Source organism: Tessaracoccus zhenghani, assembly GCF_054552775.1.
The window spans coordinates 1,767,760-1,792,047 of sequence record NZ_CM137275.1 but is presented as its reverse complement, the minus strand read 5'-3'; the positions used below and the strand labels follow the sequence as shown (position 1 = coordinate 1,792,047).

22 protein-coding genes are annotated in these 24,288 nt (G+C 69.2%); 14 read left to right on the top strand and 8 right to left on the bottom strand.

Going from position 1 to position 24,288, the window contains the following annotated elements:
* Positions 1-8 precede the first annotated feature (8 nt).
* Genes ACX1DX_RS08635 through ACX1DX_RS08625 form a run of 3 tightly spaced genes read left to right on the top strand, consistent with a single transcriptional unit; the run spans position 9 to position 1,738 of the window.
* Positions 9-491, top strand: coding sequence for a carbohydrate ABC transporter permease (locus tag ACX1DX_RS08635; protein WP_459396270.1), 483 nt, complete (start codon positions 9-11; stop codon positions 489-491).
* Between the two features lie 4 nt (positions 492-495).
* Positions 496-1,368, top strand: a complete 873-nt coding sequence (locus ACX1DX_RS08630; RefSeq protein WP_233120755.1) for a carbohydrate ABC transporter permease — start codon at positions 496-498, stop codon at positions 1,366-1,368.
* On the top strand, positions 1,358-1,738 hold the full coding sequence (locus tag ACX1DX_RS08625; RefSeq protein WP_459396269.1) for an alpha-L-fucosidase: 381 nt from the start codon (positions 1,358-1,360) through the stop codon (positions 1,736-1,738). Before ACX1DX_RS08630 ends, ACX1DX_RS08625 begins: the two co-directional genes overlap by 11 nt.
* Positions 1,739-1,755: 17 nt before the next feature.
* On the opposite strand, the gene ACX1DX_RS08620 is transcribed toward ACX1DX_RS08625, so the two are convergent.
* Positions 1,756-2,919, bottom strand: a complete 1,164-nt coding sequence (locus ACX1DX_RS08620; RefSeq protein WP_459396268.1) for a VldE C-terminal domain-containing protein — start codon at positions 2,917-2,919, stop codon at positions 1,756-1,758.
* Positions 2,920-3,020: 101 nt separating this feature from the next.
* Positions 3,021-3,632, bottom strand: coding sequence for a hypothetical protein (locus ACX1DX_RS08615; protein ID WP_459396267.1), 612 nt, complete (start codon positions 3,630-3,632; stop codon positions 3,021-3,023).
* Between the two features lie 83 nt (positions 3,633-3,715).
* Between ACX1DX_RS08615 and ACX1DX_RS08610 the strand changes: the two genes are divergently transcribed.
* Entirely contained in the window at positions 3,716-5,083 is a 1,368-nt protein-coding gene (locus tag ACX1DX_RS08610; RefSeq protein WP_182764127.1) for an MFS transporter, read from the top strand.
* Positions 5,084-5,119: 36 nt separating this feature from the next.
* Here the strand turns inward: ACX1DX_RS08610 and ACX1DX_RS08605 are convergent, their stop codons facing one another.
* Positions 5,120-6,211, bottom strand: a complete 1,092-nt coding sequence (locus ACX1DX_RS08605) for an LCP family protein (RefSeq protein ID WP_459396266.1) — start codon at positions 6,209-6,211, stop codon at positions 5,120-5,122.
* Positions 6,212-6,314: 103 nt separating this feature from the next.
* Between ACX1DX_RS08605 and pgi the strand changes: the two genes are divergently transcribed.
* From pgi to ACX1DX_RS08580, 5 genes are all read left to right on the top strand, one after another.
* On the top strand, positions 6,315-7,988 hold the full coding sequence (gene pgi / locus ACX1DX_RS08600; RefSeq protein WP_182764125.1) for a glucose-6-phosphate isomerase: 1,674 nt from the start codon (positions 6,315-6,317) through the stop codon (positions 7,986-7,988).
* Complete coding sequence (locus ACX1DX_RS08595; RefSeq protein WP_459396265.1) at positions 7,981-8,664, top strand: SanA/YdcF family protein; 684 nt, start codon at positions 7,981-7,983, stop codon at positions 8,662-8,664. Before pgi ends, ACX1DX_RS08595 begins: the two co-directional genes overlap by 8 nt.
* A gap of 94 nt (positions 8,665-8,758) precedes the next feature.
* Positions 8,759-9,718 carry a CAP domain-containing protein gene (locus ACX1DX_RS08590; RefSeq protein ID WP_459396264.1) on the top strand — a complete coding sequence of 320 codons (960 nt, stop codon included), beginning with the start codon at positions 8,759-8,761 and terminating at the stop codon, positions 9,716-9,718.
* A 45-nt stretch (positions 9,719-9,763) separates the two neighbouring features.
* Positions 9,764-11,101 (top strand): TrkH family potassium uptake protein, encoded by a 1,338-nt coding sequence (locus tag ACX1DX_RS08585; protein WP_459396263.1) that lies wholly within the window; start codon positions 9,764-9,766, stop codon positions 11,099-11,101.
* Positions 11,102-11,129: 28 nt separating this feature from the next.
* Positions 11,130-11,783 carry a potassium channel family protein gene (locus ACX1DX_RS08580; RefSeq protein ID WP_459396262.1) on the top strand — a complete coding sequence of 218 codons (654 nt, stop codon included), beginning with the start codon at positions 11,130-11,132 and terminating at the stop codon, positions 11,781-11,783.
* A 13-nt stretch (positions 11,784-11,796) separates the two neighbouring features.
* Here ACX1DX_RS08580 and ACX1DX_RS08575 read toward each other — a convergent pair whose 3' ends face one another.
* Complete coding sequence (locus ACX1DX_RS08575) at positions 11,797-13,140, bottom strand: UDP-glucose dehydrogenase family protein (protein ID WP_459396261.1); 1,344 nt, start codon at positions 13,138-13,140, stop codon at positions 11,797-11,799.
* Between the two features lie 94 nt (positions 13,141-13,234).
* On the opposite strand from ACX1DX_RS08575, the gene ACX1DX_RS08570 reads away from it, so the two are divergent.
* From ACX1DX_RS08570 to ACX1DX_RS08560, 3 genes are all read left to right on the top strand, one after another.
* Positions 13,235-14,830 carry a xylulokinase gene (locus ACX1DX_RS08570; RefSeq protein WP_459396260.1) on the top strand — a complete coding sequence of 532 codons (1,596 nt, stop codon included), beginning with the start codon at positions 13,235-13,237 and terminating at the stop codon, positions 14,828-14,830.
* Positions 14,831-14,998: 168 nt separating this feature from the next.
* On the top strand, positions 14,999-16,642 hold the full coding sequence (gene argS / locus ACX1DX_RS08565) for an arginine--tRNA ligase (protein ID WP_459396259.1): 1,644 nt from the start codon (positions 14,999-15,001) through the stop codon (positions 16,640-16,642).
* Between the two features lie 82 nt (positions 16,643-16,724).
* On the top strand, positions 16,725-18,125 hold the full coding sequence (locus ACX1DX_RS08560) for an MFS transporter (protein WP_459396258.1): 1,401 nt from the start codon (positions 16,725-16,727) through the stop codon (positions 18,123-18,125).
* Between the two features lie 5 nt (positions 18,126-18,130).
* Here ACX1DX_RS08560 and ppgK read toward each other — a convergent pair whose 3' ends face one another.
* From ppgK to ACX1DX_RS08540, 4 genes are read right to left on the bottom strand one after another with little or no spacing between them, the layout of a single operon-like run.
* Complete coding sequence (gene ppgK / locus ACX1DX_RS08555) at positions 18,131-18,913, bottom strand: polyphosphate--glucose phosphotransferase (protein WP_182764116.1); 783 nt, start codon at positions 18,911-18,913, stop codon at positions 18,131-18,133.
* Between the two features lie 60 nt (positions 18,914-18,973).
* The gene (locus ACX1DX_RS08550) at positions 18,974-20,500 is read right to left on the bottom strand and encodes a PH domain-containing protein (RefSeq protein ID WP_459396257.1); all 1,527 of its coding nucleotides are present in this window, start codon (positions 20,498-20,500) and stop codon (positions 18,974-18,976) included.
* Entirely contained in the window at positions 20,500-20,988 is a 489-nt protein-coding gene (locus ACX1DX_RS08545) for a PH domain-containing protein (protein WP_076061136.1), read from the bottom strand. Before ACX1DX_RS08545 ends, ACX1DX_RS08550 begins: the two co-directional genes overlap by 1 nt.
* Positions 20,988-21,665, bottom strand: coding sequence for a DUF1707 SHOCT-like domain-containing protein (locus ACX1DX_RS08540; protein WP_182764113.1), 678 nt, complete (start codon positions 21,663-21,665; stop codon positions 20,988-20,990). Before ACX1DX_RS08540 ends, ACX1DX_RS08545 begins: the two co-directional genes overlap by 1 nt.
* A 142-nt stretch (positions 21,666-21,807) precedes the next feature.
* On the opposite strand from ACX1DX_RS08540, the gene ACX1DX_RS08535 reads away from it, so the two are divergent.
* Together ACX1DX_RS08535 and ACX1DX_RS08530 are read left to right on the top strand one after the other, a co-directional pair.
* Positions 21,808-22,929 (top strand): 6-phosphofructokinase, encoded by a 1,122-nt coding sequence (locus tag ACX1DX_RS08535; RefSeq protein ID WP_076061132.1) that lies wholly within the window; start codon positions 21,808-21,810, stop codon positions 22,927-22,929.
* The gene (locus ACX1DX_RS08530) at positions 22,930-24,288 is read left to right on the top strand and encodes a serine hydrolase domain-containing protein (protein ID WP_459396256.1); all 1,359 of its coding nucleotides are present in this window, start codon (positions 22,930-22,932) and stop codon (positions 24,286-24,288) included.

Genomic DNA, 24,288 nt, shown 5'->3' with positions numbered 1-24,288 from the left:
CCAGCAACGTGTTGACCAGTCTGGGCAACATCGGTATCACTGGCCCCTCCTGGCTGGGTGACGGCAACTGGGCGCTGGTGTCGCTGATCATGATGTCGCTGTGGCAGGGCATCGGCTACAACATCGTGGTGCTGGCCGCAGGCCTCAACAACATCAACCCCTCGGTGATGGAGGCCGCCAGGATCGACGGCACCACCGCGTGGAGCCGCTTCTGGCGGGTCACGTTCCCCATGCTGTCCCCGTCGCTGTTCTTCGCCTCGGTGATGACGGTCATCGGCGGTTTCAAGGTGTTCACGCAGCCCTACATGCTGACCAAGGGCGGCCCCGGCGACACCACCAACACCATCGTCCTGTACCTCTACCGCGCCGGTTTCTCCTACGACCGCCTCGGGTTCGCGTCGGCCATGGCGTGGGTGCTGTTCGTCATCATCATGCTGTTTACCGCCCTGCAGTTCCTAGGGCAGAAGAAGTGGGTGAGCTACGATGCCTGACGCCTTGACAAGGGAAGAAACCCTCCGGGTCGCCGAAGCGAGCAACAGGGCGCGCCGTGTGCGCCCCACGAAGATCATCAGCAAGGTGCTACTCGCGATGTTCGGCTTCGTGTTCTTCGTGCCGTTTCTCTGGATGTTCATCAGCTCCATCAAACCCAGCCAGGAAGTGCTGTTGGGCGGGGCCGACCTGGTGGGCTCCGAGGTGCGGTGGAGCAACTATGGGGAGGTCTTCACGGCCATCCCGTTCGCTCGAATCCTGCTCAACACGTTCTTCATCGCCGGCATGGGCGCGCTGATCGCAGTGACCGTCTCGGTGCTCAGCGCGTTCGCGTTCGCCCGCCTGCAGTTCAAGGGCCGCAACCAGTTGTTCGCCGTGTTCATCGCCACGCTGATGCTGCCCATCGAGGTGCTCGTCATCCCGCTGTTCATCGGGGCCAACGAGTTCGGTGCTGTCAACACCTATTCGATGATCATCCTGCCCTTCGCGTTCGGCGCGTTCGGCACCTTTCTGCTGCGCCAGTTCCTGCTGTCGCTGCCCCCGGATTACGAAGAGGCCGCGCGGATCGACGGCGCCAGCCAGATCCAACTGTTGTGGCACGTGATCGTGCCGCTGCTGCGCGGACCCATCGCCATCGTCGCGGCGTTCGCCTTCATCGACTACTGGAACGCCTTCCTGTGGCCGCTGATCATCATCACTGATCCGGCCAAGGCCCCGCTGCAGTTGGGTCTGTCCATGTTCTCGGGCGAGCGCGGCACCGACTGGGGTCCGCTGATGGCGGCCTGCTCCGTCGCCGTGGCGTTTTCTCTCATCATTGTTTTCCTCATGCAGCGCCAGCTGTCCCGAGGCATGAATATCGGAGGTTTCGGTGGTCGATGACCAAGAGCGCTGGGAGGCGCTGAATGACAGGGCAACGCCGGAGTGGTTCCGGCGCGCCAAGCTGGGCTTCTTCGTCCACTGGGGGCCGTACTCGGTGCCGGCGTGGGCGGAACCGACGGGCGAGCTGGGCGGCGCCACCTGGGGCGACTCCGTGCTCCTCGACGCGGGAGCCGCGGCCTATTCCGTTGCGGCTGAACTGCCCGACGGGCGCCTCGGCGTGATCTGGGAGGCGGGCGACTACGCCGCGCTGCAATTCATGGCCCTCAGCCGCGCCGAGGTGGGGCTCGACGGGGGAGCGGTCAGCGTCGTCCCCGTGGAGAGCCCCGGCGGCAGCGCGGCACCGCCAGAGGTCGCGCCCGACGGTTCCTGACCCCTGGTGGTCACCCATCAGCGCACCGAGATGTGAACGTGGTCGTAGTGGTTCGCGGACACGGAACCGCGGTCCGACATCGGCCGCCAGCCGTCGCCGGCGCGCTGCGCCGTCCAGATCTGCTGTTCGTAGATGACCTCGATGATGCCCAACTCGCCGGCGTTGGCGCGGGCCCAGCGGGCGATGTCCCAGCCGTACTCACCGCTGACCATGACGTCGATCGCCTGGCCGCTGCCGTGGTAGCTGTCGGTGTCGCCGGGGCGGTACCCGCCGTAGGAGGTGACTCGCGGGAACTCGGCACACACCACCCGCAGCACGTTGGCGGTGCGGTTGGTGAGGTTGCGCTCCAGGCCGGAGGCCTGCTCGCACACCGCGGCGGGTGCTGCGGCCGCAGAGCTGGAACCCGAACCCGAGGCGGCCTCCTGCACGGCCTCGACGGTGGGCTTGCTGTCGGTGAGGAACGTGCCCTTGATCCAGCCGGCCTCCCCGTCGAGCGACACCTGCCGCCAGCCGTCCACCTCCCAGGCCGTCGTCGCGACCTCGGCGGCTTCAGCCAGCGAGGACCGCACATCGAACTCCGTGCCGGGGCCGGTGCGTACGTTCACGGCCGCGGTGACGAACAGCGTGCTGGACGCCTCGCCCAGGGCGGTGTAGTCGACGGCGGGCTCCTCGACGACCTCCGCCACCGGCTCTGCCGACTCGGCCGCGGCAGGGGCGGACTCGGCGACACCGGCCACCTCGCCGGAGGCCGCCTCGCCGGAGATCGCTTTGGCCGGCGCCGGGGCGGGGGCGGGGGTGCTGGGCGTCACCACGGCAGTGGGCGTCGGCAACGCGGGATTCGCGGCAGCGGCGGCAGCAGTGTCGAGCGGCTCCAGGGAGGGCGACGGCGAGGCCGACGGCGACAACTCCGGCCTGGCCTGACTCCGGGACACCCCGAGGTTGGCCACCGGGCGCGCAGACTGCACCGTCTCCGTGCTGTCAGCCGGCTGTCCCAACCAGAACACACCCGCGGCCAGCCCGCCGACCGTCAGCATGGCGAGCGGCGCCATGGCGAAGCGCACCGCCCTGCCTCGTCCCCGGGTGAGGCCGGCCGCCGTGCGGGCGTCGGTGACTGTCTGGAGCTCGCCTGCATCGTCGTGCACTGCTGCGTCGTCGGCTGCGGCCCTTCGTGGTGTTCCCATACCTTCGTCTTTCCTGAGAATGCCTTAAGATTTTCTCAGAATAGGTCGTGCTTGAGTGGAATCCAAGCTGAGAGACATCGACTCCAGTCAATGCCGGAAGGTCAGTTCTCCGGGTCCGTCACGAGGCGGCGCTCCAGCGCTATGAAGGAGCTGCAGCGGTCCCGCAGCTGCGACAACGAGCCGCCGTCGAACGCGTCGCCCAGCAACGTCTGGTCCACCCCGACGGCGGGGGAGCCGGCCTTGAACCATTCGCCCGCCGCGTACGCCCCGATCCCGCCCATGGGGATGACCCGGTCGACGACGCCCAGCTCCTTCAGCCGGGCGGCCATGGCGTGACCCACCACGTCCGCGGGGTAGAGGAGGGCGCCGTTGGACAGCTGCAGCGCAGCCCGCACCTCGCGCGGGGTCATCGCGGAGCACCAGCATTCGAGCCCGCGCTCGTCGGCCGCGTCGGCGACATCGCTGTCAGCCACGTCCGAGAACACGAAGGCGGCGCCCGCGTCGGCCGAGCGGTGCACGTCAGCGCTCGACGACACCCTCAGCGCGCCGAAGACGGCCCGCGCGCCGAAGATCGTCGTCACGTCCGTGAAGGCCGCCGCGCCGGCCGGCAGGGCGAACCGCGAGAACCCCTCCTGGATGAGCACCTCGATGACGCCGACGAAGTCGTCAAGCGACGCATCAGGCAGGCACACCACAATTCCACGCAGATTCATGGCGACCATCTTGCCGTACGCCCGTCGTCGCCCGAACCGGCGACCCTATCGCGGCGCCCCGGCTTGGGCCTAGGCTTCCGCGCATGAGCCTCAACCTCAGCCGCGCGCAGCGTCTCGACGAACTGCCCTACACCCGCAAGCACAGCAAGCTGCTCTTCGGCTCCGGCATCGGCTGGGCCCTGGACGCGATGGACATCGGGCTCATCTCCTTCATCATGGCCGCGCTGGCGTCGGAGTGGGGGCTGGGTTCCGGGCAGCTGTCCATGCTGGCCTCCATCGGCTTCGTCGGGATGGCGGTGGGCGCCTCGCTGGGCGGGCTGCTGGCAGACAGGATCGGCCGCCGCCAGGTCTTCGCGCTCACGTTGCTGATCTACGGCATCGCGACGGGGATCTCGGCCCTGTCCACCGGCCTGGTGATGCTGATCGTCCTGCGCTTCATCGTCGGAGTCGGCCTCGGCGCAGAACTTCCGGTGGCGTCCACCCTCGTCAGCGAGTTCGCGCCGCGCAGGATCCGCGGCCGCGTCGTGGTGGCGCTCGAGTCGTTCTGGGCCATCGGCTGGCTGGGCGCCGCCACCATCGGCTATTTCGTCGTGCCGTCCGAGAACGGTTGGCGGTGGGCGCTCGCGTTGGGCGCGGTGCCGGCCGCCTACGCGCTGTTCGTCCGCTTCGGGCTGCCCGAATCCGTCCGTTTCCTGGAGGCGAAGGGCCGGCACGCGGAGGCGGAGCAGGCGGTGCGCGAGTTCGAGGACGCCGCGGGCGTCACCGTCGACGAGCGTGACAAGGCCCCCGATGCCCCGGTGACCGCAGGGGCGAAGGTGACGAAGAAGGAGCTCTTCGGCGATCGCTTCCGCCGGCGCACCGTCGCGCTGTGGCTGGTGTGGTTCGGGATCAACTTCTCCTATTACGGCGCCTTCATCTGGCTGCCGACGCTGCTCTTCGAGGGCGGCATGACGCTGGTCCGCTCGTTCGAGTTCACGCTGTACATGACGCTGGCGCAGCTTCCCGGTTACCTCGTCGCGGCCATCCTGATCGAGGTGTGGGGTCGCCGCCCCACGCTGGTCACGTTCCTCGGCGGCTCCGTCGTCGGCGCCCTCGCCTTCGGCATGGCGCCCGCCATCGCAGAGTCGCTGGCGCCGGGCAACACTTCTGCCGCCTATGCCATCACGCTGGCCGCCGGCTGCACCTTGAGCTTCTTCAACCTCGGTGCCTGGGGCGCCCTCTACGCCATCACGCCGGAGGTGTATCCGACGGCGGTGCGGGCCAGCGGTGCGGGTGCGGCCACGGCGTTCGGCAGGATCGCGGCCATGGCCGCGCCGTTGCTGGTGCCCGTGATCGTGGGCGCCGCGGGCCGGCCCACCCTGTTCATGGTGCTGGGCGCCATGTTCGCCATGGCCATGGTGGCCGCGTGGTTCCTCCCCGAATACACCGACAAGGCGCTCGAAGAGGCCTGACCACGCGGACTCCGCGCCCCCACGGGGCGCCGCCACTCATTGGTCCGGGTCGACCTGTGGCAGCTTGGCGTAGGAGTCTGCTCCGTAGCTGTTGAAGTAGTGCTCCATGGTGTCGGTGGACAGCGCCTTGGCCAGCATCTCCAGGCGACCCTGGTCCACCACGTCGACCGACTGCCCGTCGATCGTCGCGAACCCGCGGATGGGTGCCTGCAGCATCCGCACCCCGTCGGCGCCGAAGATCCGCAGCTGCGTGCCCAGGTTCGTGACGTACCCGTTGGTCATCTGGTCGTCCACCGTGAGCGTGTCCGCCACCTGCCCCACCACGTCGTTGAACCGCGCCGGGTTGGTGATCGTGTCCGGCGTCGCCAGCTTGCGGATGATGGCCTTGACCACGGTGCGCTGCCGGTAGGCGCGGTCGAGGTCGCCGTTGGGCAGCGACTTGCGCTCCCGGACGTAGGTCAGTGCGCGCTCGCCCTCCAGGCTGATCTCGCCCTCCTCGAAGCGGTTCGGGCCCTGCCCCGAGGGCCACGGGTTGTGGACGGTCACGCCGCCGACGGCCTCGGTGAGGTTGACGAACCCCTCGAAGTCGATGACCACGGTGTGGTCCATCCGCACGTCCAGCAGGCTCTCGAGCGTGCGCACCGTCAGCGGCGCGCCGCCCCACGCGTAGGCGGCGTTGATCTTGGCCTCGCCCCGCTCGGGGACCTCCACCCACATGTCGCGGGGGAAGGAGATGAGGTAGACGTGCTCGCGGTCGCCCGAGACGTGGGCCACCATGAGCGAATCGGAACGGCCGGTCTCACCCTCCCTGGAATCCGAGCCCATGAGCACGAAGTTGACCGGCGCGGTGGCCTCCGGCTTGTCCGGATTGGGGGCGGCGGGGGAGGGGCGGCCCACATACTCCGACGGCGTGAGCCCCGGGTCGCGCTCGATGCTGTCCAGTGCCACCCAGCCCCGGCCGACGTAGAACGCCACGACCAGGGCGGGGATGAGCAGCACGAGGATGCACACCATGAACAACACGAACAGCGGGCCGCGCCGCTTCTTCGCGCGGCCCGCGTCGTCGTCGGTGCCCTGGTCGGGGGTCTCGTCGCCGTACTGGTCATCCTCGAAGAGCGCTCGCTTCATGCCCCTCATTGTGGCCGGTGTCCGGCAGGGGACCAACTGCACCCTCGCGTCTGTGTGACGCCCCGGCGGGACGCCGACCGGGGGAGCGTTCTAGGCTGGGCCCATGAACACTCCGGTAGACGCCACTGCCACAGAGGCCTGGGCAGACCTTCGCATCCTCAAGGACGCTCTCGTCCCCGACCTGCGCCACTGGTTCGAAGCTGATCCGCATCGCGCCGAGGAACTCACCTTCGACCTGGCAGACCTCCGGGTGGACCTCTCCAAGAACCTCATCACCGAAGACGTCGTGGGCGCGCTGGTGCGCCTCGCTGAGCAGGTCAACCTGCCCGAGCGTCGTGACGCGATGTTCAACGGCGAGCGCATCAACGTCACCGAGAACCGCGCCGTGCTCCACACCGCCCTGCGCCTGCCGGCAGATGCCGAGCTCACCGTCGACGGGCAGGACGTCGTGGCAGACGTGCACGAGGTCCTCGGGCGCATGTACGCGTTCGCGGACCAGGTCCGCTCGGGCGAGTGGAAGGGCGTCACCGGCAAGCGGATCGAGACGGTGGTCAACATCGGCATCGGCGGCTCAGACCTGGGCCCCGTGATGGTCTATGAGGCCCTGTTGCCGTACAAGCAGGACGGCCTGGAGTGCCGCTTCATCTCCAACATCGACCCCAACGACTGCTACGAGCAGGTCAAGGACCTCGATCCCGCCACGACGCTGTTCATCGTGGCGTCGAAGACCTTCACCACCCTGGAGACCCTCACCAACGCCCGCATGGCCCGCGACTGGCTCCTGCACGCGCTCGTCGCCGACGGGGCCATCGACGATTCCGATGAGGCCCGGGCCGGCGCGATCGCCAGGCACTTCGTCGCGGTCTCGACGGCGCTGGACAAGGTGGCCGACTTCGGCATCGACCCTGCCAACGCGTTCGGCTTCTGGGACTGGGTGGGCGGCCGGTACTCGGTGGACTCCGCCGTCGGCCTGCCGGTGGCGATCGCGATCGGGCCGGACGGGTTCCGTGATTTCCTGGCCGGCTTCCACTCCGTCGACACGCACTTCCGCACCGCGCCTGCCGAGCGCAACGTGCCGCTGCTGATGGGCCTGATCAACGTCTGGTACGTCAACTTCTTCGACGCGCACAGCCACGCGGTGCTGCCCTACGCCCAGTACCTGCACAGGTTCGCGGCCTACCTGCAGCAGCTCACCATGGAATCCAACGGAAAGTCCGTGCGTTGGGACGGCAGCCCCGTCACCACGGAGACCGGGGAGATCTTCTGGGGCGAGCCGGGCACCAACGGCCAGCACGCGTTCTACCAGCTGATCCACCAGGGCACCCGCATCATCCCGGCAGATTTCATCGCGGTGGCCAACCCGGCGCACCCCGTCAAGGACGGCGAAACCGACGTCCACGGGCTCTTCCTGGCCAACTTCTTCGCGCAGACGGCCGCGCTGGCGTTCGGCAAGACCGCCGAGGAGGTCCGTGCGGAGGGCACGGCGGAGGAGATCGTGCCCGCCCGCGTGTTCGAGGGCAACAAGCCCACCACCTCGATCATGGCGCCGGCGCTCACCCCGTCGGTGGTCGGCCAGCTCATCGCCCTCTACGAGCACATCACGTTCGTCCAGGGCGTCGTGTGGGGCATCGACTCGTTCGACCAGTGGGGCGTCGAGCTCGGCAAGAAGCTCGCCCTGGAGATCGCCCCGGCGGTCTTCGGCGACGCCGAGGCGCTGGCCCAGCAGGATCCGTCAACGCAGTCCCTCGTCAGCTGGTACCTACAGAACCGTGACTGAACCGCAGCCCTCCACCCGGCCTCGACGGTGGCGCACCGCGCTGATCGCCGTCGGGGTGGTCGCCCTGCTGGGGGCGCTTCCGGTGGTGCTGAGCGCGGGGAGGGTGGCGTTCATCGCGTCCGGTCACGTGCACACGGTGCAGGACGTGCCGGAGCGGCCCGTGGGCATGGTGCTCGGCGCCAAGGCTGACCCCTCCGGGCCGTCGGCGTTCCTCGCCGCTCGGCTCGACGTGGCGCTGCGCTTGTTCCAGGAGGGCAAGATCCGCGCCGTGCTGGTCACCGGCGACGGCGGGCCGGGGTCGAACAACGAGCCGCTCATCATGCGCCGGTACCTGGAGGAGCGGGGCGTGCCGGCGGACCGGATCGTCGAGGACCCGGCAGGCTTCGATACCTACGACTCGTGCGTGCGGGCCCGCGACGTGTTCGGCGTGGCGGAGATGACCGTCATCACGCAGGACTACCACCTGGGCCGCACCATCGCGATCTGCCGCGAGGTGGGCGTCGACACCGTGGGTGTCGGCGACACCACCATGCTCGGCCGCTTCCCGTACAACTGGGTCAAGGGCTGGGTCCGCGAGTTCCCGGCGAACCTCAAGATGGAGTGGGACCTCCTCACCGGGCGGCGCCCACAGGCGGACGCGCCGGACCCGTCGCTGCTGGCCGCCGCCCAGTCCTGAATCTGGCGCCGGGCCGCGTGCCGCTGTCCGTCGGTGGCAGGGGCGGTGTTACCGTCTTAACCGCAAGCCCCCACTTCCCCGGAAGGTGCTCACCGTGAAGAGACTGTTCGCCCTGATGTTCGTCGTCGCCGTTGCGCTCGCAGGGCTGGTCGCCCCGCGTGCGGAGGCAGACGAGGCGTCGCAGAAGGCCAACGTCGCCGACATCGCCGCCATGGTCGATGCGCACAACGCCATCCGGGTGTCCAAGGGACTCACACCGTTGAGGTTCGTGCCGAAGGTGGCCGCGGCCATCGCGCAGGACTGGGCCATCTCCATGCGGAAGGCCGGCAAGATCTCCCACAACGACGACTTCCGCTGGGACGGGGCCGAGGCCTGGGGCGAGAACGTCGGCTGGAACGTCGGCTATACCAATCCTGTCCAGACGATGATGGACGACTGGATGGCCTCGGACAGCCATCGCGCCAACATCCTGGAGGCGTCCTACACCCACATCGCCGTGGGCCTGGTGCGCTCCGAATCCGAGATCTTCGCCGCGGTGAACTTCTACAAGGAGCCGCTGATCGACGCCGGCACCGCCTATGACTCGGGAACGCAGTGGCTGACCGCCGTGCAGCAGAACATCACCGCGGTCAACCCGGCGAAGGCCGACGATGTCTACTCCAAGACCGGCACCTACGCCTACAACAACCGCCTGTGGAAGGTGGCCTGCGAGCCGTATTCCCAGACGCAGCGCTGCCGCACGGACATCTGGGCCACCGTCATCTCCTACAAGAGCGGCAACTACCAGCGCAGCACCGGCTGGGCCTTCAACAACCTGACCTACCAGCCGTCGGCGCGCAGCCTGTGGGCGGGCAACCCGTTGGCCACCAAGGGCGACCACGTCATCAGCGGCCGCAAGTGGCGCACCGACTGCGACTCTGCAGCCACCGGCCGCAACGGTTGCCGCTCCTACATCCAGACTCCTGTCGTCACCGCCACGGCCAAGGCCGGCGGCGGCTACACCTTCACGTCGAAGGTCGACTACGTCTTCAACAACATCGTCCGCTTCAAGTAACACTCCGCAGTGGTGCGCGGCCCCGCGGGGGTCTAGTGTGACGCCGTGCTCAACGCGCTACGTCGGCTGTCCCCGGTGCGGGCGATCTTCGTCGCCTTCACGACGGCGGCCTGGGTGGGGATCGGCCTCCTCATGCTCCCGATCTCCAAGCGGGGCGCCGGCGGCGCCTCGCTGATCGAGGCCATCTTCACCGCCACCTCCGCCATCTGCGTCACGGGCCTCACCATCGTGGACACGGCGTCCTACTGGACGCCGTTCGGGCAGGTGGTCATCCTCGCCCTGATCCAGATCGGTGGCTTCGGCGTCATGACGCTGGCCACCCTGATCGGCCTGACGGTGCTGGGCAAGCTGTCGCTGCGCTCACGCCTCACCGCCGCCGTCGAGAGCCACATGGAGGGCCCGGGTGGGGTGCCCCATGTGCTGGGCGGCATCATGAAGACCACCTTCGCGATCGAGGCGGTGACGGCCCTGCTGCTGACGCTGCGGTTCTGGCTGGGGTACGGGCACAGCCTGCCCGAGGCGGCGTGGCGCGGGCTCTTCCACTCGGTGTCGGCGTTCAACAACGCGGGCTTCGCGCTGTTCGCGGACAACCTGATGGGCTTCGTGGCCGACCCCTGGCTCCTGCTGCCGATGGCGGGCGCCACCATCCTGGGCGGCCTCGGCTTCCCCGTGCTGCAGCAGCTGTGGCGCCACCACGCCGACCTCCTCGCGTGGACCATGAACACCCGCATCGTGGTGATCATGACGCCGCTGCTACTGGTGGGCGGCACCGTCTTCATCACAGGGCTGGAATGGACCAACCCCGGCACGCTCGGCCCCCTGGCGTGGGACGACAAGCTGCTGGCCGGCTTCTTCCAGTCGGTGCAGACCCGCACCGCCGGCTTCAACTCGATCGACATCGGCGCCATGCACGCCGTCACGCTGTTCGGGATGGACGTACTGATGTTCATCGGCACCGGCCCTGCCGGCACGGGCGGCGGCATCAAGGTGACCACGTTCGCCGTCCTCTTCTTCATCATCTGGACGGAGGTGCGCGGCGACACCGCCGTCCACATCTTCGGCAAACGCCTCTCGCGCGCCGTGCACCGGCAGGCCATCTCCGTCGCGCTGTTGGCGGTGGCGCTGGTGGTGCTCGCCACCATGACCGTCCTGCTGCTGAGCCCCTTCCGCCTGGACGACGTCCTCTTCGAGGTCATCTCGGCTTTCGGCACGGTGGGACTGTCCACCGGCATCACCGCGCAGTTGGATGGCGGGTCGCAGTTGGTGCTGTGCTTCCTCATGTACGTCGGCCGCCTCGGCCCGATCACGTTCGCCTCTGCGCTCGCCCTGAGCCCCCGCAAGCGGCTCTACGAACTCCCCAAGGAAAGGCCGATCATTGGTTAATCTGCGCCCCCTCAAGAGGCCGGGTAACGTGCCCCTGGCCGACAGCATCGTCATCATCGGGCTGGGCCGGTTCGGCCAGTCGCTCGCGCTCGAACTTATGAACGACGGGGCCGACGTCCTGGCCATCGACCGCGACGAAGACCTGGTCCAGCAGTTCAACGGCAGGATCACCCACGCGGTGCTGGCGGACGCCACCCGCGAGGATGTGCTGCGGCAGCTGGGGATCCACGAGGCCACGCACGCCGTCGTCGCCATCGGCGACTCCGTCGAGGCCAGCCTGCTCACCAGCTCGCTGCTCATCGGCTTCGGCATCCCGCATGTCTGGGCCAAGGCCGTCTCGGACGCCCACGGCCGCATCCTGGAGCAGATCGGCGTACACCACGTCGTCCATCCGGAGCGGGAGAGCGGCGTGCGCGTGGCCCACCAGGTGCGCGCCCAGCTGAAGGATTACATCGATCTGGGTGGCGGCTACGCGCTGGTGCGCACCACCGCGCCCGCAGCCGTGCTGGGCAAGCCGCTGCGCGAGGTGCACGTCCGCTCCGAGTTCGGGGTGACCGTCATCGCCTCGAAGCGCGCGGACGGGCGGTGGGTGGACGTCTCAGGCGACTCCGTGTTGTCGGCCGAGGACGAGATCCTCGTCACCGGCCCCATCGAGAAGGCCGAGCGCTTCCACCTGACCTGAGCCGGTCGTCGGCTCACCAGGTGGAGACGCTGCGCCCCATGCCGTAGTAGGTCCAGCCCGCGTCGGCCCAGTCGTGTGGGTTCAGCACGTTGCGGCCGTCGATGATGTTGGGCGTCTTGACCAGGTCGATGAGCGACGCGGGGTCCAGATCCACGTACTCGCGCCACGGGGTCAGCAGCATGACGACGTCGGCTCCTGTGACGGCCTCCTCGACCGTTTCGGGGACGTTGAGCTCCGGCTGGCGCTGCCGCAGCGTGTGGGCGGCTGCGGGGTCGACGACGGCCAGTTCCGCGCCGCGGGCCCAGAGCCGGCCGGCGATGTCGAGGGCGGGGGAGTCGCGCAGGTCGTCGGTGTCCGGCTTGAAGGTGATGCCCAGCACGGCGATCTTCTTGCCGACGAGGCGGCCCCCGACGGCCTCCTCGGCCAGGTTGACGGCGTGGTCGCGGCGGCGCAGGTTGATGGTGTCCACCTCGCGCAGGAACGTGAGCGCCTCGTCGACGCCCAGCTCACCGGCGCGGGCCATGAAGGCGCGGATGTCCTTGGGCAGGCAGCCGCCGCCGAAGCCGATGCCCGCCTGGAGGAACTTCTTGCCGATGCGGTCGTCGTGCCCGATGGCCTCGGCCAGCCGCGTGACGTCGCCGCCGGTGGCGTCGCACAACTCAGCCATGGAGTTGATGAACGAGATCTTGGTGGCGAGGAAGCTGTTGGCCGCCACCTTCACCAGCTCCGCTGTGGGGTAGTTGGACAGGATGAGAGGGGTGCCCGCGGCCAGCGGGATGGCGTAGCACTCGTCGAGGAGGGCCTTGGCGCGGTGGCCGCTCTCCTTGTCCTCGGACAGGCCGTAGACGATGCGGTCCGGCGTCAGGGTGTCGCCCACCGCGTAGCCCTCGCGGAGGAACTCCGGGTTCCAGGCCAGGAGGATGTCCTTGCCTGACGCGGTGAGCTTCGCGGCGATGCCCTCGGAGGTGCCCACGGGCACCGTCGACTTGCCCGCCACCAGCACGGGTTGTCCGTCCTCGGGCACGACGGCGTGCTCGAGGATGGTGTCGACGGCCTGGTTGACGTAGGTGAGGTCTGCCCCGAGCCTGCCCTGGAGCTGCGGCGTGCCCACGCCGATGAAGTGGATCTGGGCGTCGGCGATCGCCGAGGCGTCCGTGGTGAAGCGCAGCCGGCCGGTGGACACGTGTTTGAGGAGCAGTTCCGGGAGCCCTGGCTCATGGAACGGCGCGATCCCCTGGGAGAGTTTCGCGATCCTCGCCTCGTCCACGTCCAGGCCCACCACATCGTGGCCCAACTCGGCCATGCAGGCCGCGTGGACAGCTCCCAGGTAACCGCAACCGATCACAGAAATACGCATGGCCCACAGATTAGCCAGGAATCGGGGGTGGAGGTGCGCGCCCCGTGCGTGCTGCGGGATGATGGGGGAGCACAAACTCTTTCCGGAGGTCACAGTGGATCCCATCGTCAACGCCCGCACCGCCGTCGAGCAGGGCCGGGCCTCGCTCGGCATCGAGTTCGGCTCCACCCGCATCAAGGCCGTGCTCATCGGCCCGGACCTGCAGCCCATCGCCACCGGCGGCCACGAATGGCGCTCCACGTTGGCAGACGGCGTGTGGACCTACAGCCTCGACGACGTGTGGTCGGGCGTGCAGGCCGCCTACGCGGACCTGGCCGCAGCGGTGCGCCAGGCGGCCGGGGTCGAGCTGAAGCAGGTGAAGGCGCTGGGCGTCTCGGCGATGATGCACGGCTACCTGCCGTTCGACGCCGACGGCCATTTGCTCACCCCGTTCCGCACCTGGCAGAACACCATGACGCAGGACGCGTCGGCGGAGCTCACGCAGCTGTTCCAGCACAACATCCCGCAGCGGTGGAGCGTGGCCCACCTGCAGCAGGCCATCCTGCGCGGCGAGGAACACGTCGGGTCCATCGACTTCCTCACGACCCTGGCCGGCTACGTCCACTGGAGGCTGACGGGCCAACGGGTGCTGGGCGTCGGCGACGCCAGCGGCATGTTCCCCATCGACGTCGCCACCGGCGCCTTCCATGAGCGGATGCTCGGGCAGTTCGACGAACTGGTCGCAGATCGTGGCTATGGCTGGAAGATCGGCGACATCCTGCCCGCCGTGCTGAGCGCCGGTCAGGACGCCGGAACGCTCACCGACGAGGGCGCGCGCCTGCTGGATCCCACCGGCGCGCTGCAGCCCGGGGCGCCCATGGCGCCGCCGGAGGGCGACGCGGGCACCGGCATGGTGGCCACCAACGCCGTCGCTCAGCGGACGGGCAACGTCTCAGCGGGCACCTCGATCTTCGCGATGGTCGTGCTCGAGGGCGAACTGAAGGCCCTGCACGAGGAGATCGACCTGGTCACGACGCCTGCGGGGGACCTGGTGGCCATGGCGCACTGCAACAACGGAGCGGTGGACCTTGCGGCCTGGGTGTCGCTGTTCGGGGAGGCGCTGGCAGCCTGTGGCGCCGAGGTGGACACGAACACCCTGTTCGAGTCGCTGTACCGCGCGGCCCTCAACGGCAGCCCCGACGGCGGGGGGATGCTCGCCTACAACTACCTGGCCGGCGAGCACGTCGTCGGCATGGAGGAGGGTCGTCCGCTGTTCGTGCGGCACCCCTCCAGCGCGTTCAATCTGGCCAACTTTATGCGCACCCACCTGTTCTCCACGTTCGGCGCGCTGCGCGTCGGGATGGACGTGCTGCTGAAGGACGAGGGCGTGCGGCTCGATTCGCTGTTCGCCCACGGCGGGCTCTTCAAGACGGAGGGCGTCGCGCAGGGCTTCCTGGCCGCAGCCATGAACACCCCGGTGTCGGTCGGCGAGGTCGCCGGTGAGGGCGGTGCCTGGGGCATGGCACTGCTGGCCGCGTTCCTCGACGCGGGCGACGTGAGCCTGGCGGACTGGTTGGCCACGAAGGTCTTCGCCGGGGCCGAGATCTCGACGATGGACCCGGACCCCCGCGACGTCGAGGGCTTCAACCAGTTCATGGAGCGCTACCGTCGGGGCCTCGCCATCGAGCGAGCCGCGGTCGACGCCAGCTGATCTCGCCGGGCTCCGTTGAGGCCGGCACTCGGGGTGGGGCCCCGGTTCCGCAGGGTCTCATCGGGGCCCGCCCCACCCAACCCGGTCGGGCCCCATCAGCCCCCGCTCATTGCGCGCCGGTGCGGCCGAACGGCCGTCGGTTGGGACTGCTTCACGTCAGGTGAAACAATGGCCCTCATGCAGTCTCTCCCCGCGCTCCTGGACGCGCGTCTCCGTGAGGTCACCGGCGTCGACCCCGAGATGCGTCCCGCCACCAAGCCGCAGTTCGGTCACTTCCAGTCCAACGTCGCGTTGCGGCTGGCCAAGCAGCAGGGTCGGCCGCCGCGCGAGGTCGCGGCGGAGATCGTGGCCAAGCTCGACGTCGACGACCTGTGCGAGCCCCTGGAGATCGCGGGCCCCGGCTTCATCAACTTCCGGATGCGCTCCGACGTCCTCGCGGCGGCTGTGTCGTCGCTGCTGGAGGACCCCCACGGCGGCATCAACCCCGCCAACCACCCGCAGCGCGTGGTCATCGACTACTCGGCGCCCAACGTGGCCAAGACGATGCACGTGGGCCACCTGCGCACCACCATCATCGGCGACTGCTTCAACCGCGTCCTCTCCGCGCTCGGTCACACAGTGATCCCGCAGAACCACATCGGCGACTGGGGCACCCAGTTCGGCATGCTCATCGAGCAGGTCCTCGACGAGGGGCTCGACGTCTCCGCGCTGAGCCTCGACGAGGCGGATGCGCTCTACAAGCGCGCCGCCGCCCGGTTCAAGGAGGACGCCGAGTTCGCCACGCGTGCCCGCGCCCGCGTCGCCGTGTTCCAGGGGGGTGACGAGCAGTCGCTGAGCATCTGGCAGCAGCTCGTGGACATCTCCAAGCCCGCCTTCAACGAGGCCTACCGCCGTCTGGGTGTGAAGCTCACCGACGACGACCTCGCCGGCGAATCCACCTACAACGCCGACCTCCCCGTCCTCGTCAAGGAGCTTGAGGAGAGCGGGGTCGCCGTGGTCGACGACGGCGCCCTCTGCGTGTTCGTCGACGGCTTCGAGGCGCCCCTGATCGTGCGCAAGTCCGACGGCGGCTACGGCTACGCCACCACGGACCTGGCCGCGATCCGTCGCCGCGTGAACGAACTGCACGCCGACCGGATCATCTACGTCACGGACCTGCGCCAGGCGGGTCACTTCGCGCAGGTCTTCGCGGCCGCGCGCAAGGCGGGCTTCCTGCCCGGCGATGTCACCGCGCAGCACGTCGGCTACGGCATGGTGCTCGGCACCGACGGCCGCCCCTTCAAGACCCGCGACGGCTCCGCCGCCACCCTGGGCTCCCTGCTCGACGCGGCCGAGGAGGTCGCGGCGCCGAACATCGCGCTGGCCGCGATCAAGTACGCCGATCTCTCCAACGGCCTGCAGAAGGACTACACCTTCGACGCCGAGCGCATGGTGCAGACCACCGGCGACACCGGCCCCTACCTGCAATACGCCCACGCCCGGGTCAACCAGATCCTGCGCAAGGCCGAGGCCGAGGACATCCACTGGGGTTCGGTCACCGTGCTCGAGGAGCCGGCCGAACAGCAGCTCGCGCTGCTGCTGAGCGGGTTCGGCGAGACGGTCGACGAGGTGGCCCACCACCTGCAGCCCCACAAGCTCTGCGCCTACCTCTACGACCTCGCCGGCGCGCTCGCGTCGTTCTACGAGGCGTGCCCGGTGCTGAAGTCCGAGGGTGACGTGCGAGCGTCGCGCCTCGCCCTGTGCGCGGCGACGAAGCAGGTGCTGGCCAAGGGCCTCGACCTGATCGGCATCGACGCGCCGGACCGGATGTGACCCACCGGGAGGTCGCGCCGCTCCCGCGTACCTGACGCGGATCGCGGGTTCCGGGGGGCATCGCTGCGTGTTAGGTTGCCTCGTGGGTTCACGAGAGGCAGCAAGACCCGGCACCTTCGGCCGCGTCCTGGGCACCACGGCGGCGGCCATGCTGGGCACCGCCTTCATCTGGTTCGGCATCACCTTCTGGGCCTACCTCGAGACCAGGTCCGTGCTCGCGACATCGTTCCTCGGCGGCGCCTACATGCTGGGCATGGCGGTGATGGGCGTACCGTTCGGCACCCTGGTGGACCGGCACCACAAGCACAAGGTGATGGTGGCCTCCGCCGTCGGAACCGCTCTGGTGTTCCTCCTGGCCGTGGCCGTCTATCTCCTGACGCCGCCCGAGGTCCTCGTCGACCTGGGGCGGCCGTGGTTCTGGGTGTTCTGCCTCCTGGTGCTCTCCGGGGCCATGCTCGCCAGCATCCGCTCCATCGCGCTGGCCACCTGCGTGACCATCCTCGTGGAGTCCGACAGGCGCGCCAACGCCAACGGCCTGGTGGGCACCGTCAACGGCATGACCATGATGGTCACGGGGATCTTCTCCGGCCTGGCCATCGGACAGCTGGGGCTGTTCTGGACGCTGATGATCTCCCTGGCCATCGTGCTGGTCTCCCTGGTGCACCTCCTGACCATCCGGATCCCGGAGCCGGAGATCGTGCACGCCAAAGGGGCGCCGAAGGCCGTGGACTTCAAGGGCGCGTGGCTCGCCGTCGCCGCCGTCCCGGGGCTGATGGGGCTGATCTTGTTCTCCACCTTCAACAACTTCCTGGGCGGCGTCTTCATGGGCCTGCTCGACCCGTACGGCCTGGAACTGGTGTCCGTGGAATGGTGGGGCATCCTGTTCGGCCTGTCGGGCGTCGGCTTCCTGATCGGCGGCGGCATCATCGCCAGGAAGGGCCTGGGCCGGCTCCCGCTGCGCACGCTGCTGTTCGCCAGCCTGGCCATGTGGGTCATCGCCGGGGCGTTCACCATCCGCGATTCCGTCGTGCTCCTGGTGGCGGGCCTGGTGACCTACATGGCGCTGATGCCGTTCATCGAGGGCGCCGAGCAGACCCTGCTGCAACAGGTGGTGCCGCTGGCCAAGCAGGGCCGGGTGTTCGGGTTCGCGCAGGCCGTCGAGGTGTCCGCGGCCCCGATCAGCGCCTTCATCATCGGGCCGATGGCCCAGTTCTGGCTGATTCCCTACGCGGAGTCGCCCGCCGGGCGGCGACAGTGGGGCTGGTTGCTGGGGCACGGCGACGCGCGGGGCATCGCGTTGGTGTTCGTGATCGTCAGCATCGGCGGCCTGATCCTGACGACGCTGGTCTTCTTCACGCGCACCTACCGACGGCTCAATGCCACGTACGAGGCGGGCGACGTCAACCTCGGCGTTGCCACCCCAGGAGCATCACACCCCGTCCCCGGTCCGGACCCGCTGGGCAAGGGGCACAGCGAGTCCTGACGGCGTCAGTGCGGCTTGGCGAGGAGGTCCGGGTTCTCCACGGCGTCCTGCGCGGCGATGGCCGCACCGATGATGCCGGCGCGGTTGCGGAGCTTGGCCGGGATGATCTCCGTGGTGAGCTTGAGTTGCGGGCCGAACTTGTCCCAGTCGCGGCTCACGCCGCCGCCGACGACGAACAGATCCGGCGACAGCAACATCTCCAGGCGCGAGTAGTAGGGCTGCAGGCGCTCCTCGGTCCAGACCTGGTAGGACAGGCCCTCCTTGTCCTTGACCGACGAGGCGGCCAGCGTCTCCGCGTCCTTGCCCATCATCTCGATGTGGCCCAGCTCTGCGTTGGGGATCAGCACGCCGCGGTAGATGATCGCGGTGCCGATGCCGGTGCCGAGCGTGGTCAGGATGACGAGACCGGGGTGACCCTTGGCGGCGCCGAAGTGCACCTCGGCCAGACCGGCGGCGTCGGCGTCGTTGACCAACGTGATCTTGCGGCCGAGCTTGTCCTCGAGGAACTGGTCGGCCTGCAAGCCGGCCCACTTCTGATCGAGGTTCGCGATGAACGGGATGCGGCCGTGCACCACGGGGGCCGGGATGGTGATGCCAACGGGGCCGTCACCGATCTGCTCCTTGAACTCCTCGATGATGTCGACCATGACGGCTGCGACGTTCTTCGGGGTGGACTTCTCCGGCGTGGGGATGCGCTTGCGGTCCGTCAGGAAGTCGCCCGCTGCCAGGTCGACGGGTGCGCCTTTGATGCCGGAGCCGCCAACATCGATGCCAAGGATGATGCTCATGACGCACAAGCGTAGCGGAGCTTGGCACGATCAAATGGGGCGCACCCGGATTGCTGGGACTCAGGCGGTGGCGCGGGCCATGCGGGCGCGGGCGACCTGTTCGTCGAAGACCCGCCGGGCGTCGGCCTCGTCGAGGTGGTAGAGCTTCTGAGTGACCGGGCCGTCGGTGGTGTGGACGTGCACGTGCGCCAGTCTCAGGCGGCGCTGCAGGGGGCCCTGGTGGATACTCGCCGACTGCATCCGCCGGTGCGGCACGATGCTGATGACCCGCTCGAGCAACCCGTGCTGCGTCACGACGACGTGCTCGCCGATGCCCCAGGTGTGGCTGCTGAAGTTGAACGGCGTGAGCCAGCGGGCCCGTTCCGGCTGGGGGTGCGCCTGCACCTGGGTGAGGTCCACCTCGGGCCACAGGGCGCGCAGCACCGTGAGCACGTCGTCCCAGGTCCCGTAGGGGAGGACGACGGCGTTGGTCTGCCGGTTCTCATCGCCGGACGGCTCGCCGTAGCCCAGCACCGTCACCGTCATCTGGTAGAGCCCGGTGGCGCGCTGGAGGAGGTCCTGCTTGATGGCCACGCCCTGGATGCGGTTGGGGCGCAGCCCCTGGCTGGTGGTGCTCAGGGCACCGCGCGTGAGCCGCAGCGCGCCGTCGCTGCGCGTCATGCGGAAGTTCCAGTTGCGGCCGGTCTGGTTCCAGATCCAGCCGCCGATGCCCAGTGCCGCCGCGAGCATGGTGACCGGTGTCTGGGCGAGGAGCGCGAAGACCACCAGGATGCCGCCGCCCACCACTGCAGCCCCGGTGCCCAGCGACACGAGTGCGCCCAGCAGCAGGTTGCCGGCCGGCACCGCCACCACCAGGTCCTCCCCGGCCTGGGGGAGTTGCGCCGGGGGCCGGCCGCCCAGGGTGGGCGCGACGTCGGCCGGATACCTCGGGGCGGCGACGGGTGTGTGGGCCCGCCGCATCCGCGCGACGAGGTGCTCGCGCATCGACTCCGCGCGGCCGCGGGAGAGGAACGCCAGGTCCACACCGCCGGCGCCGCCGACATCGATGTGCACCTTGGCCAACCCCATGAGCCGCGCTATGAGCGGTTGGGAGACCTCGACTGACTGCACCTTGGTGTAGTCCACCTTCGTGGACGTCTCGGAGAGGAAACGTCGCTCCACGCGGAACTCGTCGTCGTCGGCGATGAAGGTGGTGGTGCGCCAGGTGAAGATCCCCGAGACGCCCGCGATCAGCGCCACGAGGAGCAGACCGCCGCCGATGAACAGGGCACTGCTGCCGAAGCCCGAGGAGCCTTCGAGGATCTCGCGCGTGAGGAAGTAGCCGCCCGCCACCAGCGCGATCCCGCCGCGGGCGAGGCCCGTGAGGGGATGGGGACGCTCGATGATCTTGGCGCGGGGGGCCTGCGGCTCGAACGGGTGGGGCGGCGGGAAGGCCGTCGGACCGGGCTGCTGCACCGGGGTGTCGTCGTGGGGGACGATCGGCGGAGGCGGAGCAAAGGACGGCGCCACCACCGGATCTGCCGCCTCGACGCGGTCCGCCGGATCCGGGGGAGGCAGGGGCGGGAGGAAATCAGGCCCGTGGGTCATCAGATCCCGGCCTGCTGCTGCTCGCCGCGGGCGATCAGGCGGTCGCGCAGAGCGGCCGCGTCAGCGGCGGGGAGACCAGGGATGGTGACGGTGCCGCTGGTGGACGACGTGATCATCTGAACGGTGGCAAGGCCGAACAACCGGTCGAGCGGCCCGGACTGGACCTGGACGAGTTGCATGCGGCCGTAGGGCACGCACTGCAGGCTCCGGCTCCAGAGGCCGCGTGTGAGGTAGACGTCCTCGTCGCGTTCGGCGTAACCCCACCGTCGGAAGACCCGCGGCGCGCGGATCATCCGCCACGCGATCACCACCACCGCCAGGGCGAAGAAGGACCAGCGCATCCAACTGGTGCCCCACAGGAGCACGGGCACCGCGAGAAACGCGAAGAAGAACCCCCATCCCAGCGGGATGAGGATCATTTTCTGGGTCAGGTAGTTACCGGAGAGACGCTGCCAGGGGGTGCCGGGCGGGTCGAACAGGTCATTCATCAACGGGTGAACCTCTGGTATTTGCGGACGCGGGTCGTGTCAGGGCCCAACACGGTCACTTCGCCCATGATGAAGGTGCCGACGAGCCGCAGCCGGATACCGTCCGGGTGGGGCACGGCACCGTCCACCTTCGATTCGCCCATGATCATGTTCAACCGGGACAGGTCCACGGAAACGCCCTCGGGCACGCGGATGCTGATCTCGCCCATGAGCCCGCCGACGTTGATGGTGGTGTCGCGGCTCTCGAAGGCCGCGCCCACCAGGTCGATCCTGGCATCACCCAGCCACGAGTTGATCGTCACGTTGGACGCGATCGTGTGGAGTTGGCCGGGTTTGAACGTCGACATCACGGCGTTGCCGCCGGTGAACGCGTCGATCCCCGGCACCGCGGGCGGCCCGGCGAACTGGGCGGGCACCGGCCTGCGGTCCGGCGACCCCGCCGGGGTGGGGGCCGAATACGGCTCCACGACGGGCTGGGGCTGCGGGGCCACCAGATCGGTCGTCAGGGGGGTGAGGTCGCCGAAGGTCTTGGCGTCGTAGGCCTTGGCGATGCGGTCCGCGTGTTCGTCGAACGTCAACCGGCCGTCGGCGTAGGCGTTGTTCAGCAACTGCGCCACCAACTCACGGTCCTGGTCCGCGCACCGCAGTTCCTGCAGCCGGTTCTGTTCGATCGACATGGATCCACTGTAGGTCGTCTACCCGTCCCGCCGACAGCCGGGCGGGCCGCATCCCGGGTCGGTTCAGGGATGCCACGGATGGCCGGGGGCTGCGGGCGCGGAACGGCACACGGGCGGGGCCCCGCCGCTCTAGGGTGGGCACATGGCAAAGCGCATCGGGATTCTGACGGCAGGCGGCGACTCGCCCGGCTTGAACGCGGCCATCCGCGGCTTCGGCAAGGCTGCGATCGGGCAGCACGGCATGGAGCTGCTCGGCTTCCGATCCGGGCTGAAGGGCCTCGTCGAGAACAACTTCCAGGTGCTCGACTCGGACGCGCTGTCGGGCATCCTCACCATCGGCGGCACCATCCTCGGCACCTCGCGGGACAAGCCGCACAAGATGGTGATCGACGGCGAGGTCCGCGACATGACGTCCACGATCGTCGAGAACTACGAGAAGAACGACCTCGACGGCCTCGTGTGCATCGGGGGCGGCGGCACGGCCAAGAACGCAAAGCGCCTCGCCGCGGCGGGGCTCAACGTCATCCACCTGCCGAAGACCATCGACAACGACATCGCGCACACCGAGACCAGCTTCGGCTTCTCCACGGCGCTGGGCATCGCGACGGAGGCCGTGGACAGGCTGCACTCCACAGCCCACTCGCACCACCGCATCATCGTCGTGGAGATCATGGGCCACAAGGCCGGCTGGCTCGCGCTGGGCGCAGGCATCGCCGGCGGGGCCGACGTCATCCTGATCCCGGAGATCCCGTACTCGGTGGAGGCGGTGGCGGAATCGGTCCACCGGCGGGCCGCCTCGGGCCGCAACTTCTCCGTCATCGCGCTGGCCGAGGGCGCCCGCGACGAGAAGGACTCGGCGGACCTGGCCGCTGCGGAGGTGCTGCGCAAGCACGCCTCCACCGCGGAGGCGAAGGCGGCCGCAGACAAGCACCGCGACGCCGTGGTGGCGAGCCACCGCAACAACGCCTTCAAGCTGGCCGAATCGCTCGAGCAGATCACCGGGCTGGAGTCGCGCGTGACCATCCTGGGGTACGTGCAGCGCGGTGGCATCCCGGACGCCAACGACAGGGTGCTGGGCACCCTGCTGGGATCTGCCGGGGCGGATCTCGTGGCGGAAGGCACCTTCGGTATCACGGTCGCTTCGCAGTGCGGCGCGGCGGTGCCCGTCCCGCTGGAGGACGTCGCCGGCAACCTGAAGACCGTGCCCGTGGACCACGAGTGGGTCCGCGCCGCGCGCGGGGTCGGCACCAACCTGGGAGACTGAGTGGCCACGAGGGTGGGACGCCGCCGGCCCCGGTGGGTCGTGGTGGGCGTGGTGCTCGCCATCGTGGTGTCGATGGTGCTGGCGGGCTATCTCTACGTGCGGCCGCTGCTGCGGACGGGCACGGGCTACGCGGCGCACAGCCTGTGCGCGGTCACCGAGGTCGCGGGGCGCACCGACGCGTCGGAGGACCTGCCGCCCAACCCGCTGGTGCCCTTCCTGACGCAGTTCAAGAACGGCGGCTACGCCTACGTCAACGTCCTCGGACTGTTCGCGGGCCAGACCGCCTACTACACGGAGGGCCTGGGCTGCACGCTGTCGCCGCGGCGCCCCCTCTTCCCGACCCCCGAGGCGCTGCCGCCCACCTCCCTGCTGACGGACGAGCCCGCCCTCGACGCCTCCCTGGACGAGGCGATCGGCCGCGCGTTCGGCGACGGGCTGTCCGACGACGAGGCGGGGGCGCTGGGCACCCGTGCCATCGTGGTGGTGAAGGACGGCGTCATCGTGGGCGAGCGCTACGCCGACGGCTTCACGGCGAACACGCCCCAGCTCGGCTGGTCGATGACCAAGTCCGTGACGAACCTCGTGACGGGGCGGGCGGTGATGCAGGGGGCGGTGGCCCTCGACGACGCCAACCTGCTCCCGGAGTGGACGGATGTGCGCGCTGGGATCACCGTCGACCAGTTGCTGCGGATGACCAGCGGGCTGGAATGGGACGAGGAGTACGACCTGGGCACGCCCATCACGGAGATGCTGTTCAACTCCGACGACATGGCTGCCTACGTCGCCGGGCAGCCTGCGGCGCACGAGCCGGGGACGTTCCAGCAGTACTCGTCGGGGTCGACGACCCTGGTGTGTTCGGTCCTGAACGATCGTCTGGGGGCGGGCCCGACCATGCCACGCGAACAGTTGTTCGCCCCGCTCGGGTTGGCCTCAGCGGTGCTGGAACCGGACGCGGCCGGCACGCCGGTGTGCGGGTCCTACCTGTGGGCCACGCCACGCGACTGGGCCCGGATCGGCCAGTTTGTGCTGGACGACGGCGTGGTCGACGATGTCCGGTTGCTGCCGGAGGGCTGGGTCAAGGAGTCCACCACCGTCGTGCCGCTGACCGGCGCCGACACCGGGGAGTACGCCACGGAGGAGGCGGGTTACGCGTCGTCGTGGTGGACGAACCTGCGCGGCGACGGGACCCTGGCACACCCGGACCTCCCCGAGGACCTGTTCTGGGCGCAGGGCCACGACGGCCAGCGGATGTATGTCGCGCCCAGCCTGGACCTGGTGGTGGTGCGGATGGGGTTCACGCCCGAGTCGCGCGACCTGGGGCTCGCCGAGCTGATCCGGGCCGCCGCCGACGCCTCCTGA

Coding starts and splice junctions, on each gene's coding strand:
- ACX1DX_RS08620 (WP_459396268.1), bottom strand. CDS start 2,919: ATGGGAACACCACGAAGGGCCGCAGCCGACGACGCAGCAGTGCACGAC.
- ACX1DX_RS08615 (WP_459396267.1), bottom strand. CDS start 3,632: ATGAATCTGCGTGGAATTGTGGTGTGCCTGCCTGATGCGTCGCTTGAC.
- ACX1DX_RS08610 (WP_182764127.1), top strand. CDS start 3,716: ATGAGCCTCAACCTCAGCCGCGCGCAGCGTCTCGACGAACTGCCCTAC.
- ACX1DX_RS08605 (WP_459396266.1), bottom strand. CDS start 6,211: ATGAAGCGAGCGCTCTTCGAGGATGACCAGTACGGCGACGAGACCCCC.
- pgi (WP_182764125.1), top strand. CDS start 6,315: ATGAACACTCCGGTAGACGCCACTGCCACAGAGGCCTGGGCAGACCTT.
- ACX1DX_RS08575 (WP_459396261.1), bottom strand. CDS start 13,140: ATGCGTATTTCTGTGATCGGTTGCGGTTACCTGGGAGCTGTCCACGCG.
- argS (WP_459396259.1), top strand. CDS start 14,999: ATGGCCCTCATGCAGTCTCTCCCCGCGCTCCTGGACGCGCGTCTCCGT.
- ppgK (WP_182764116.1), bottom strand. CDS start 18,913: ATGAGCATCATCCTTGGCATCGATGTTGGCGGCTCCGGCATCAAAGGC.
- ACX1DX_RS08550 (WP_459396257.1), bottom strand. CDS start 20,500: ATGACCCACGGGCCTGATTTCCTCCCGCCCCTGCCTCCCCCGGATCCG.
- ACX1DX_RS08545 (WP_076061136.1), bottom strand. CDS start 20,988: ATGAATGACCTGTTCGACCCGCCCGGCACCCCCTGGCAGCGTCTCTCC.
- ACX1DX_RS08540 (WP_182764113.1), bottom strand. CDS start 21,665: ATGTCGATCGAACAGAACCGGCTGCAGGAACTGCGGTGCGCGGACCAG.
- ACX1DX_RS08535 (WP_076061132.1), top strand. CDS start 21,808: ATGGCAAAGCGCATCGGGATTCTGACGGCAGGCGGCGACTCGCCCGGC.